The sequence below is a fragment of the Phormidesmis sp. 146-33 genome, assembly GCF_052939515.1.
Genome location: NZ_JBJPHU010000162.1, coordinates 1 through 11,750, shown reverse-complemented (window position 1 = coordinate 11,750; position 11,750 = coordinate 1). Strand labels below are relative to the sequence as shown.

Genomic DNA, 11,750 nt, shown 5'->3' with positions numbered 1-11,750 from the left:
TTGGTCAATACCCGTACTCACTTGATTCATCCCTTTGTTCAGCAACGCCTAAATTCTTTGTTAACGTGAATTCGACGAAACCTTTCGCTATGGCTATTAATTCGGGCAGTCCCCGAGTAGATGAGTCCAAAGGTTATTGAAATGGAGTTCACAAGCCAGCCCGGCCCATGACCTGCCAATTGCTCTGAAGCACTACAGCCTTTAAAAATCGGGATGATAGGATTTGAACCTACGACCCCCTCGTCCCGAACGAGGTGCGCTACCAAGCTGCGCTACATCCCGGCTAGTCAATAATAGGGTAGCACGATCGACCCAACACAGAGAATCCTGCCCAACAACTTGTTAAACTAATTGATGCACAACTTTAGGGTAGACAGGCGTGGTTGTAAAGCCAGACTGGTTAAGGGTTAAAGCTCCTCAATGGGAGCGAGTCGGCAACGTCAAAGAAATTTTGCGAGACTTATCGCTCAACACGGTCTGTGAAGAGGCCTCGTGCCCCAACATTGGCGAGTGCTTTAACGCAGGGACGGCGACGTTTCTAATCATGGGGCCAGCTTGCACGCGGGCCTGCCCCTATTGCGACATTGATTTTGAAAAGAAGCCACAGCCACTAGACCCCACCGAACCGACGCGACTAGCCGAAGCCGTGCGACGAATGCGCCTCAATCATGTGGTGATTACTTCTGTCAATCGAGATGACTTGCCAGATGGCGGAGCGGCTCAATTTGTGCGCTGTATCCAAGGGATTCGGGCCGTCTCGCCTCAGACGACGATCGAAGTTCTCATCCCTGACCTCTGTGGCAATTGGGACGCGCTGGCTATCATTCTCCACGCCAACCCAGAAGTTCTCAATCACAATACCGAAACGATCGCTCGGTTGTATCGGCGAGTCCGACCTCAAGGCGACTATGCGCGATCGCTCGACCTGCTCAAACGCACCCGCGAAATCAGTCCGCACACCTACACCAAATCTGGGATCATGGTCGGTCTGGGTGAGACAGATGAAGAAGTCCGGCAAACGATGCGCGATCTGCGAACGGTCGATTGTGACATTCTGACGATCGGGCAATACCTCCAACCGAGCCAGAAACATTTGGGTGTTCAGACCTTTGTGACTCCTGAGCAGTTCGATCTCTGGCAGGAATATGGGGCGGCGATCGGCTTTCTGCAAGTCGTTTCTTCACCGCTCACCCGTAGTTCTTATCACGCAGAACAAGTCAGGACGCTGATGCAAAACAACCCACGGGGGCACGGTTGAAGGTTGTGGTGATGGGGGCGGGTGCCTGGGGTTCGACGCTGGCGAATCTGGCCAGAGACAATGGGCATCAAGTTGAGGTGTGGTCGCGTCAGAGCGGCAACCTTCAGACCACGATCGAGAACGCCGATGTGGTTGTGTCAGCGATTTCGATGAAAGGCGTAAGAGAGGTGATCTCAGGGCTACGATCAGCCCTCTCGCCTCAAACCCTTCTCGTCACAGCGACCAAAGGACTGGATGCCAATTCAGGAACGGCGATCTCTTCGAGTTACCCGCAAGGGGTCGCTTTGCCTCTTCTCCCGTCGCAACTCTGGCAAGCTGCTTTTCCTACTCACGCTGTCGCGATTCTTTCGGGGCCAAACCTCTCCAAAGAGATTCAACAAGGTTTGCCTGCGGCCAGTGTGGTTGCAAGCTCAGACTTACAGGCGGCGGAACGGGTACAAGCTGCCCTTTCTTCGGCTCGATTTCGCGTTTATACCAATCCCGATCCCCTGGGCGTTGAATTGGGGGGCGCGTTAAAGAATGTGATTGCGATCGCCGTCGGAGCCTGTGATGGTCTAAATCTAGGAACCAACGCCAAAGCAGCCCTCGTCACTCGCGGACTCGCCGAAATGATTCGCATCGGCACCTATTGGGGCGCAAAAGCTGAAACGTTTTATGGACTATCAGGCTTGGGCGATCTGCTAGCCACCTGCAACAGTGCCTTGAGCCGAAATTATCAGGTAGGTTATGGGTTAGCGCAGGGCAAACCGTTATCTGACGTTCTGGCTCAGTTAGAAGGCACCGCAGAAGGAGTCAACACGACACAGGTGCTCATTCGACTGGCGGAGCAACAGAAGATTTCAGTACCGATTTCGTCTCAAGTTCATCAACTCTTGCAAGGTGAAGTCACCCCTCACGCCGCCGTTTCAGCCCTGATGCTTCGTGACAGCAAGCCAGAAGTTTAGAAAGTTGACATCCTCTACGCCCAACCCTTCGGGGATAGACGTAGATTCTTAAGACTCACGACTTAGGTTTCTGCTTCACAGGCACTTGACTAGACATCGCTGCCCCCGCCAGTACGCCTCCACAGACTGCTTGATCTACCGTGTGCCCCCGGCGGATAATCCTCGATTGCGGATTACTTCCCCAGAGGCAATATCTCTAGGCTTGGTTGATCCGCATTCCAAACACTGATGAACCCGATCGCTCAAATCCTTTTTGACGGTTGCCCCGCAATCTGGACACTCTTGGCTCGTTCCTCTAGGGTTCACCTTGCCAAAATGCACCTCTCGCTTCCAGCACACCCAGGGCAATATCTGATTGAGAAATTGACCAAATCCAGCATCCAGCGTATGTTTCATTGACCGCTTTGAGTTCTGGATTTGTTGTCTTTGCGTCAGTCAATGACTTGCACTGGTGAGCAAAGTTGGGAGAGGGCGCGTCAGCCGGAATGATGTATTCCCGTCGAATGGAGCAAGCATTGACCTCACACTTGCGAGATTCAATCCAGTCTTTGCGTTCACGCAGTGCGTAATTCCAGACTTTGCGGCAAACAATCAGCCATTGCTCAATGAGTGCCGCCTGGTCGGAAGTGGGGACTAGCTTGAATTCGTAAGTGAGGGTTAACATGATCCACCTACAACCAAACGGAGTACCGTTATGAAGCGCTTCGCTAGTCTGAAGAACGCAGCACTCCGGCGTTATTGGTAGAATTACAAAGTAGATGAACTCGGTGAATCATTTCGCTTGTCTTAAATCAATCAGGCACCTTCTAGAAATTTCTTCGTCGAGACTTACGTCGCTCCTCATTGAGCTATTCCTTGTCTTTTGCTGCTAATGTCGATATTGATAAAGCTCATGAAAACCCCTAACTCTTGTTTTTCAGGTAAAACGCCTATGCTGCTCAGAGGATTTTCGATGCGACGTGTCGTTTCCACATTGGCGATCGCAGGTTGCCTCACGTCGGTTCTGCCGATCGTCGCCTTTGCCCAAGGCCTGCCCGGATTGACAATCTTTAGTGGAGTCAAGAGCGAAAACCAACTGAGCTACCGTCTTGATTTTGGTGGAAACTCTAACTCCTGGGATCGCTACCGTCTGCGAGTTCCCCGCGCCAAGATGAAGGTGGCTGTCGCTCAGTTTGCGATCGACTATCCCAACTACTTTAAGGGCACGTTTGATCCCAAAGATGTCGAACTGATGGTCAACGACAAAAAAGTCGCCATCGAAGAAGTCAAGTGGTCAAAAGAAAACTACGTGATCGAAGTCTTTCCTAAAGAACCCGTCCCCGCAGGCACCAACGTCGAACTGATTTTCTCAAACGTCAGAAACCCTAGCAGCGGCGGCATGTTTTACTTTAACTGCAACGTGCTGTCTCCCGGAGATGTACCTTTGCTGCGATCGCTCGGCACCTGGATCATTACCATCAGCTAGTTTCAAATTGTCTCAAAATCTTGAAGGGTGAAGCGCTTCGATCGAAGCGCTTCACTTTTTAGTTCACACTCACTTTTCCAAGTGGTATATTTGTAGACTGTGGCTTTTTGACGGTCACTTCACCTTTAGCTAGAGCAACCACAATGACCAAACGCACTTTAGAAGGAACCAGCCGTAAGAGAAGAAGAGTCTCTGGCTTTCGGGCGAGAATGAGAACCCCCAACGGTCGGCGGGTAATCACGGCTCGGAGAAAAAAAGGTCGGGCACGGCTTTCGGTTTCTGGTTAATTTCTGAATCTTTTGTAGAGGCAGGGCGAGGTCTGAGATGGCATTGCCCAAAGCAAATCGACTCAAACAACGACGAGACTTTGGTGCTGTCTATCAGCGAGGTCTGCGTCGAAACTCAGCTAACCTGGCGGTCAGGGCACTGCGTCCCCGCCAGAAGGATGAGCAGTCGCCCTCCCAGATTGGCATATCCATCAGCAAAAAAGTCAGCAAACACGCTGTTGTGCGAAACCGCATTAAACGGCAGATCCGAGTGGCTTTGCGCCAGTTACTTCCTCTCATCCCTCACGGCTGGAAAGTCGTGATTGTCGTTAGAGAATCTGCGATTAAGTGCGATTACTTCCAATTTCTGCAAGAATTAAAACAGTTGTTGGTAGACGCTGAGGTGATAAATGGCGATTAAAGAAGAGGTTTATTACGAAGGCGGCCCTCATGTCGGTGATTTGATTATCGGTTTGTTGTTGGCGACTACGGTGATCTGTATTCCCTTGACGATCGGTTCAGTTGTCCGAGCGCTCTGGCTGCGGTATAGAATTACAAATCGGCGGATTACCGTCACAGGTGGATGGATGGGTCGCGATCGTACCGATCTCATTTATTCCGAGATTGTCAAAGTCGTCACCGTTCCCCGTGGGTTGGGTGCTTGGGGCGATATGGTTGTGACGCTGCGAGACGGCAGTCGGTTAGAGCTTCGCTCGGTGCCCAAGTTTCGAGAAGTCTACGACTATATCAACGATAAGCTGTCCGATCGCGCTAAAAAAGCCAGTGGTGCACTGGGCAAGTAGGGAATTCCGCTTGTCTATGGACGGTTAATGATAGGGTGTACAGGCTAGACTGGGACGTGGTGTGCCAGCTAGCGTACACGCCGAGCCACATCAACTCGATCAAACTCGGCAAACTCAGAATTCTCTTTAGGTAGACGTAAGGCGAATGGACTTCGGTATAGGCTTTCTTTCCAACAACGTAATGCTGCCGATCCTAGACTTTTTCTATGGGATCGTGCCCAGCTACGGTTTAGCGATCGTGGCACTAACGCTGGTAATTCGCTTTGCGCTTTACCCCTTGAGTGCTGGCTCGATTCGCAGTATGCGCCGCATGAAGGTGTCTCAGCCTGCCATGCAAAAACGAGTTAAGGAGATTCAAGAGCGCTACAAGGACGATCCTGCCAAGCAGCAGGAAGCCATGAGCGCAGTTTATAAAGAATTTGGTAATCCCCTGGCTGGCTGCTTTCCAGTGGTGCTACAGATGCCTGTTCTGTTTGCGTTGTTCGCCACTCTGCGGGGATCACCCTTCTCAGACGTGCCCTACACTTTCAACTTTCAGGTGACCCCCACAGGTCAGGTGGAGCAGGTTCAGGCTTTTGTGACCCCGCCTCAAAACATTTTTGTAGCTGACGGCGTTCATGCAAAGATTGCGGCGATCGCTCCCAGTGGCACCCAGTTAGCCGTTGGCGAAAAAACTAAAGTTGAGTTTCAGACCAACGACGGTAAGCCGTTTGACGCGCTAGTGTCTGAGTATCCTGACAGCAATCTCAAGCCAAAGTTCAAAGTCACCAACGGCGCAGAGCGAATCAAGCTGAACGACGACGGCACGATCGAAGCCCTTCAGCCCGGAGATGCCACCGTTCAAGCGATTGTTCCAGGACTGGCGGCTGATAAAGGATTTTTGTTTATCGATAAGCTGGGACGTGTAGGCGCGATCGATCCGGATGGAGCGCTGCACTGGGACATCATTGGCATGGTGATCTTTTTTGGCGTTAGTTTATACATCAACCAGTTGCTCTCAGGTCAAAGTAGTGGGCCGAGCAGCAATCCTCAACAAGATACCGTCAACAAAATCACGCCGATCATCTTCTCTGGCATGTTCCTCTTCTTCCCACTTCCGGCTGGGGTGTTGATGTACATGGTCATTGCCAACATTTTCCAGACGGCTCAAACTTTTGTCCTGTCGCGTGAGCCTCTACCCGAAAATCTGCAAAAAATTGTGGATGCAGAAGCGGCAAAGACGAGCAAAGAAAAGGGGTCTGACGATCTACCATTTGAACCCGGTCGTAAAAAGAAGGCTTAACATGGGTGATCAGCTTCAGCAAAGAGGTCAGGAGTGGCTAGAAGAATTCTTGAAGTTAGCAAGTCTTCCAGCACCTGTGACGACCCAGATGAGAGAAACGTTTTCCGAGGCGAGTTGTTGGCTGACGATCGACCAGTCTGCCCTTCAAACTGACCAGGTTGATTCTTTAATCGGAACCGAAGGCGCAGTGTTGGACTCGATCCAGTATCTAGCAAACTCCATTCTCAATCTGGGTCAAACAGGCGAGTTGCAGGGTGCCTATACGATCGAGCTTGCGGGCTATCGAGAACGCCGTCAGCAAGCGTTGCTAAAGATTGCTGAACAGGCTGCTGAACAGGCTCGACAAACTAGCGCAGAGTATGAAATCAAATCGCTGTCCTCTGCCGAACGGCGACAGATTCACACCATTCTCAAAGACAGCCCCGATCTGGAGACGTTTAGCCGAGGGCAAGAACCCGATCGTCGTCTAGTTGTCCGTCCTGTACAGCCTGATCAGCCTCAAATTTAATCCTGGAGTGGGTCAAACACCTCGTTCAGCAACGCCTAAAATAGAAGTATGTAATGGTTGCCTGTGCTGAAAATGTGCAGGCATCTTAGTTTTTAATAGGATTGCCTCAATTCATGGAAGCGATTTACATTCCTCGGTTGACCCAAGCTCCTGAGCGCAGCCAGGCGATCGAGTTCAAAGAGATTTTGCCTAACTTGCCCACTTTGACTCCCGTGCAGGGCGTTTTGAAAGTCACCCATCAGGGCAACTATCTCGAAATTTCTGCTCAAGCGGAAACGATTGTCACACTCATGTGTCACCGTTGTTTACAACAATTTAACCATCGTCTCTCGGTGTCAGCGTCTGAGATGCTCTGGCTAACTGAGAAAGAAGCACAAGTTGAAGAACTGCCCCTCGATCGTGACCTTTCAATGGATGACTTGATTGAGACGCTGCCCCCCAACGGGTACTTTGAGCCTTCGGCGTGGCTGTATGAGCAGTTGTGTTTAGAGATTCCGCAACGTCAGATTTGCAGTCAGGACTGTCAGGGAATTGAGGTGAAAAAGGCTGACTCCAAGCCTGCGATCGATCAGCGTTGGGCTTCTTTAGAATCCTTGAAAGGTCAGCTTCCCTCATAAGATAGCGGTAGAGACTGGGACAGTAGTGTACGGTGTTAGTAAGACTTTAACTGCTGACCGAGCTAAATGCTCCTCCATGATCTATGAGCTTCAGCGACGAATTTAATCTGCTGCTTCGGGCCCGCTATCCGGTGATCTACATTCCCACCCGTGAAGAAGAGCGTGTGGAAGCAACGATCGCTCAGTGTGCCAAAAATCAAGGCGATCGGGCCGTGTATATCTGGGATTTTGTCGATGGCTATCAAGGCAATCCCAATGATCTCGGTGTTGGCAAGCGCAATCCGCTCCAAGCGCTAGAGTTTGTCGAGAAGCTACCCGCCAGTGCCGCCGCAATCTTTGTTTTACGAGATTTCCATCGATTTCTAGAGGACGTTTCGATCTCACGTAAGCTGCGAAATCTGGGGCGGTTGTTGAAGTCTCAACCCAAAAATCTCGTCTTACTGTCTCCTAACATTTCGATTCCAGATGACCTGAGCGAGGTGCTGACCGTTCTGGAGTTTCCCTTACCGGGCGCGATCGAGATCAAAACAGAGATTGACCGACTGTTAGGAGCGACGGGACAACGACTGGAACCCAAAGTTTTGGATGAGCTAGTGCGATCGTGTCAGGGACTCTCAACCGAGCGGATTCGCCGGGTTTTAGCGAGAGCGATCGCCCTACATGGTGAACTGCAACCCGAAGATGTCGATCTGATTTTGGAAGAAAAGCGACAAACCATTCGACAAACCCAAATTTTAGAGTTTTATCCTGCAACAGAGAATATCTCTGATATTGGAGGACTGGATAACCTGAAAGACTGGCTGCTGCTGCGGGGTGGCTCTTTTTCAGAACGGGCACGACAGTATGGCTTGCCTCATCCCAGGGGTTTGTTGCTGGTCGGAATTCAGGGAACTGGGAAATCACTGACGGCAAAAGCGATCGCCCACCACTGGCACCTGCCGTTACTGCGATTGGATGTGGGTCGGCTATTTGGCGGGCTGGTTGGCGAATCTGAATCGCGTACTCGTCAAATGATTCAACTATCAGAAGCGCTGGCTCCCTGCATTTTGTGGATCGACGAGATCGACAAAGCGTTTTCTGGACTGGATAGTCGAGGCGATGCGGGAACCTCCAGTCGCGTCTTTGGCACCTTCATCACCTGGCTGGCAGAAAAAACTTCTCCTGTCTTCGTTGTGGCGACGGCTAACAACATTCAATCCCTGCCGCCCGAAATGTTGCGGAAAGGTCGATTTGATGAAATTTTCTTTGTCGGTCTGCCTGCTCAAGAAGAAAGACGGGCGATTTTTGCCGTTCATCTTTCTCGCCTGCGTCCCCACAATCTCAAACACTACGATCTCGATCGCCTCGCCTACGAAACGCCGGACTTCTCGGGTGCCGAAATCGAGCAAACTTTGACCGAAGCGATGCACCTGGGGTTTAGCCAAAATCGCGACTTTACTACCGACGACGTTCTCGAAGCGGCCAGTCAAATCGTTCCGCTGGCCCGAACTGCCAAAGAGCAGATTGAATTTCTCCAAGAGTGGGCGGCCGCTGGCAAGGCCCGCATGGCCTCAAAGCACAGCAGCCTGAGCAACCGCATCCAGCGCCAGTTGCAGCAGCCAGAATGAGTATAGAAACGTTATTTCAGTTCTTTGATCGCTGGGACTCCCATCCAAAGGATTTCCCTTTTGTTGATCGACTCCCGTTTGATCGACCCCAACGGACGAGCCACAGCGGGACGAAGCTTTTGATATAGCTCAGGATGTTTTGCCTCAAGTTGAGCCTCACTGAGATTGGCATCTAGCACTTCACCGCGATCGGTCTTAACTGAATAGAGAAGACCTTTCTGAACCGATGTAATCACCACAATACGATCGCGTAACACTAGACGGCTAATCGTCGGTGACGGCTCAGATTGCAAAGCAGTCGCAGAAAGCAAAACACTTGTGGCAACAAATCCAGCAACCGTTTGATAACGCATCATGACTTCTCCAAAATCTGACATCACCCTAGCGAACTCGATCGCCAATTTCAAGGTGAGAAAAATCTTCAGGGTGGCGTGCCGATCGCAAAATCAATGTTAGTATCTTGCTTGCTTCACCGTTTGATGAGGGTGACTTGATGAGTTGGTCAGGTTTAGTCAAAGTTTCTGTGGGATTGCTTTTGGCGATCGCGCTGCTGGCTGGGGGCAGTCTGATGGCGGCTCAATACTTCATTACCAAATTGAGTGCGCCCCCTCCTAAGCCGATCTATCCAAACGACAAGCCTTTAGCCTCGAAACCAGTCGCTAAATCAAAAGCTGTCGAGAAACCGGAAGTCCAGGATGATACGCCCTCTGCCAAACCACTCCCTGCGGGAGCCTTTGCGGGACGGGTGAGCCAGCCGATCGGTCTGATTTTGAGAGATGCGCCAGGTCGCGATTCTTCACAGATTGGTGGCATCGACTTCAACGATAAAGTGTTTGTATTAGAAACCAGCACAGATGGAGATTGGCAAAAAGTCCGGTTGCAAACGGGCGATCGAGAAGGCTGGGTTAAGGCTGGAAACGTTGAGAAATCTGCTCAATAACATTGAATCTTTAGAAAAGGGACTACATTTGTTTTGAAAAGATGAAATTTCTTTCTTAAGGTAGATCTGTTAATGTCTGCCAAGATATAGGCACTCTAGGGATGATCCAGCTAAGATGTTGTCAAAGGAAAAGCACAAGCCTGTCCTCTTAGCCTCATCATTTACGCCTATCAAAAGAATATGGAAACCCTTGGTTATCTGCACCTTGCCTGCGAGAACGAATTGCCCAAAGACTTTCGCTCTCCCGTTCGGCCTTTGAGAATTTTGGATAGTCTAAATTGGCAAAAGCTTCCAAGTGGGGTCTGGGTAAAGTTTTTGAGCATTGCAGTTAGCCTGACGATTTTGAGTCTCGCAAGTGCGGCAATGGCTCTATTGCAAGAGGGCGATCGAGGTTCCGAAGTCGGCAATTTGCAAAACCAGTTGACAAACAAGGGCTGTTATTCAGGCTTGGTAGATGAGGTTTTTGGCCCTCAGACCAGAGAAGCGGTCATCACCTGCCAGCGCAGATTAGGCATAGTGCCAGATGGGATTGTCGGCCCTGCCACCCTTTCCGCTTTAGCCAGCAGTCCAGTGATTGGCGGCTCCAGTCAAACCCTCAACCCGATGAATAACCTGAGCGGCATTCTCAGACTCGGCAGCAGAGGATCGGCTGTTTCTGATTTGCAGAATCGCTTGAGCGCAGCAGGCTATTACACAGGGACGATCGATGGCGTTTTTGGCCCCCAGACCGAATCCGCAGTAATCCGACTCCAGCGCGACTGGGGATTGACCGCAGATGGAGTAGTTGGATCTCAGGTCTATCAAGCACTAAACAACAGTGCCCCAATCGAACCGACGACTTCCCGTCCACCCATTGCCAACAGTCGCGAATTGACGATCGGCAGTAGCGGTTCAGATGTAGAAGATCTGCAACGCCGACTGAGCGCACGGGGCTACTTTGAGGCTTCTCCAACGGGATACTATGGCTCAATCACTAGAGATGCCGTTCTGCGGTTTCAAGCGGCTCAACGACTCCCACAAACGGGCATTGCAGATGCTAGAACGCTGAATCAGTTGGGCATTGGGACGATCGGCTCTATCGATCAAGTCAATCGCTATCATGTTGTGATTCCAAAGCAGGGCGCGGTTACACTCTCACAGGTCAGACAATTTTTCCCCGCAGCCGTCGAAAGAACATCGAAGCTGGGTGACTATGTGGAAGCGGGCCGCTACCCCAATGTTGAACGAGCTGATCGCCAATCCAACCTGCTGCGGGCAAAGGGACTGGATGCGAGAGTCGCCTACCGCTAGTTAGTAGAGAAAGTAATCTACACCGGAAGCAGCGATCGCTGACAGGTTGGGCAGACAGCATGAATGGTTAGCTGACAGTCCAGCAAATGATAGCCTTCCTTTTGAGCAGCTTTGGTGCCAATCTTGAGGATTGGGTCACTTTTGAACTCGATCGTCTTGCTGCACCTGACGCAAATCAGGTGATGGTGGTGATGGGGATAGGGTTGGTTTAGCTCATAGTGCTTGTGGCCCTCGGCTAATTCTAACTCGCGCAAGATTCCCATCCGCGCCATGAGTTTGAGCGTACGGTAGATGGTCGAGAGACTGATGCCTTCTCCTTCGGCTTTGAGAACCTCGTAGAGATCTTCGGCGCTAAGGTGGTTTCCTTCTTCAAGATTTTGAAAAACCTGTAGGATGGTTTCGCGCTGTGGAGTCAGTCGCCACCCCTTTTCATTGAGTTCAGCTTTGAGTGATGCAGATGTATAAACAGGAGCGTTCATATTCTCAACAGAGCCTCCTTTCTTGAGAATATAGCATACAGAATCACAGGTTGATTATCAAGAAAATCTTCTTAGTGAGAATAATTGTCAACTGCTGAAGCGCTTCTAACGCTGTAAAGACGGGAGATCTAGCTTGAAAGAGCTTACGATCGCTTCTCAAAACTCAGGTACTTGATAATTAGGTGCAATCCGAATTGCTGAAGCGACTCATCACGCAAACCTAGCGATTAAATTTCGGCGTTGCATAATAGAGGGATGAATGAGGGTGTTGTACTATGCAGTGTCGATACT

16 protein-coding genes and 1 tRNA gene are annotated in these 11,750 nt (G+C 50.7%); 12 read left to right on the top strand and 5 right to left on the bottom strand.

What is annotated here, in order from left to right; genetic code table 11:
- Positions 1-208 precede the first annotated feature (208 nt).
- A tRNA-Pro gene (locus ACJ2PR_RS32875) sits at positions 209-282 on the bottom strand.
- Positions 283-379: 97 nt separating this feature from the next.
- Here ACJ2PR_RS32875 and lipA point away from each other — a divergent pair.
- A complete protein-coding gene (lipA, locus tag ACJ2PR_RS32870; protein ID WP_446880194.1) occupies positions 380-1,258 on the top strand; it encodes a lipoyl synthase in 879 nt (292 codons plus the stop codon).
- 5 nt (positions 1,259-1,263) lie between these two features.
- A complete protein-coding gene (locus ACJ2PR_RS32865; protein WP_446880195.1) occupies positions 1,264-2,202 on the top strand; it encodes an NAD(P)H-dependent glycerol-3-phosphate dehydrogenase in 939 nt (312 codons plus the stop codon).
- 135 nt (positions 2,203-2,337) lie between these two features.
- Here the strand turns inward: ACJ2PR_RS32865 and ACJ2PR_RS32860 are convergent, their stop codons facing one another.
- Together ACJ2PR_RS32860 and ACJ2PR_RS32855 are read right to left on the bottom strand one after the other, a co-directional pair.
- On the bottom strand, positions 2,338-2,598 hold the full coding sequence (locus ACJ2PR_RS32860) for a zinc ribbon domain-containing protein (RefSeq protein ID WP_446880193.1): 261 nt from the start codon (positions 2,596-2,598) through the stop codon (positions 2,338-2,340).
- Positions 2,498-2,866 (bottom strand): helix-turn-helix domain-containing protein, encoded by a 369-nt coding sequence (locus tag ACJ2PR_RS32855; RefSeq protein ID WP_446880192.1) that lies wholly within the window; start codon positions 2,864-2,866, stop codon positions 2,498-2,500. Before ACJ2PR_RS32855 ends, ACJ2PR_RS32860 begins: the two co-directional genes overlap by 101 nt.
- Before the next feature lie 288 nt (positions 2,867-3,154).
- Here ACJ2PR_RS32855 and ACJ2PR_RS32850 point away from each other — a divergent pair, with 288 nt between their 5' ends.
- The 8 genes from ACJ2PR_RS32850 (at position 3,155) to ACJ2PR_RS32815 (ending at position 8,750) form a co-directional block, all read left to right on the top strand.
- Positions 3,155-3,667 carry a DUF2808 domain-containing protein gene (locus ACJ2PR_RS32850; RefSeq protein WP_446871768.1) on the top strand — a complete coding sequence of 171 codons (513 nt, stop codon included), beginning with the start codon at positions 3,155-3,157 and terminating at the stop codon, positions 3,665-3,667.
- A 143-nt stretch (positions 3,668-3,810) separates the two neighbouring features.
- On the top strand, positions 3,811-3,954 hold the full coding sequence (rpmH, locus tag ACJ2PR_RS32845) for a 50S ribosomal protein L34 (RefSeq protein WP_446857208.1): 144 nt from the start codon (positions 3,811-3,813) through the stop codon (positions 3,952-3,954).
- A gap of 37 nt (positions 3,955-3,991) precedes the next feature.
- Complete coding sequence (gene rnpA / locus ACJ2PR_RS32840) at positions 3,992-4,354, top strand: ribonuclease P protein component (RefSeq protein WP_446857207.1); 363 nt, start codon at positions 3,992-3,994, stop codon at positions 4,352-4,354.
- Positions 4,344-4,736, top strand: a complete 393-nt coding sequence (locus tag ACJ2PR_RS32835) for a PH domain-containing protein (RefSeq protein ID WP_446857206.1) — start codon at positions 4,344-4,346, stop codon at positions 4,734-4,736. Before rnpA ends, ACJ2PR_RS32835 begins: the two co-directional genes overlap by 11 nt.
- Positions 4,737-4,881: 145 nt before the next feature.
- Positions 4,882-6,018: a membrane protein insertase YidC gene (yidC, locus tag ACJ2PR_RS32830; RefSeq protein WP_446857205.1), complete on the top strand. Its 1,137-nt coding sequence runs from the start codon at positions 4,882-4,884 to the stop codon at positions 6,016-6,018.
- 1 nt (position 6,019) lies between these two features.
- Complete coding sequence (locus ACJ2PR_RS32825; protein WP_446880191.1) at positions 6,020-6,526, top strand: Jag family protein; 507 nt, start codon at positions 6,020-6,022, stop codon at positions 6,524-6,526.
- Between the two features lie 113 nt (positions 6,527-6,639).
- Entirely contained in the window at positions 6,640-7,143 is a 504-nt protein-coding gene (locus tag ACJ2PR_RS32820) for a YceD family protein (protein ID WP_446857203.1), read from the top strand.
- An 83-nt stretch (positions 7,144-7,226) separates the two neighbouring features.
- On the top strand, positions 7,227-8,750 hold the full coding sequence (locus tag ACJ2PR_RS32815) for an AAA family ATPase (RefSeq protein WP_446880190.1): 1,524 nt from the start codon (positions 7,227-7,229) through the stop codon (positions 8,748-8,750).
- An 11-nt stretch (positions 8,751-8,761) separates the two neighbouring features.
- Here the strand turns inward: ACJ2PR_RS32815 and ACJ2PR_RS32810 are convergent, their stop codons facing one another.
- Positions 8,762-9,127: a hypothetical protein gene (locus tag ACJ2PR_RS32810; RefSeq protein ID WP_446880189.1), complete on the bottom strand. Its 366-nt coding sequence runs from the start codon at positions 9,125-9,127 to the stop codon at positions 8,762-8,764.
- A gap of 83 nt (positions 9,128-9,210) precedes the next feature.
- Between ACJ2PR_RS32810 and ACJ2PR_RS32805 the strand changes: the two genes are divergently transcribed.
- The gene (locus ACJ2PR_RS32805; protein ID WP_446880188.1) at positions 9,211-9,690 is read left to right on the top strand and encodes an SH3 domain-containing protein; all 480 of its coding nucleotides are present in this window, start codon (positions 9,211-9,213) and stop codon (positions 9,688-9,690) included.
- 180 nt (positions 9,691-9,870) lie between these two features.
- Positions 9,871-10,980 carry a peptidoglycan-binding domain-containing protein gene (locus tag ACJ2PR_RS32800; RefSeq protein ID WP_446880187.1) on the top strand — a complete coding sequence of 370 codons (1,110 nt, stop codon included), beginning with the start codon at positions 9,871-9,873 and terminating at the stop codon, positions 10,978-10,980.
- 17 nt (positions 10,981-10,997) lie between these two features.
- On the opposite strand, the gene ACJ2PR_RS32795 is transcribed toward ACJ2PR_RS32800, so the two are convergent.
- Positions 10,998-11,459, bottom strand: a complete 462-nt coding sequence (locus ACJ2PR_RS32795) for a Fur family transcriptional regulator (protein WP_446880186.1) — start codon at positions 11,457-11,459, stop codon at positions 10,998-11,000.
- Positions 11,460-11,750 lie beyond the last annotated feature (291 nt).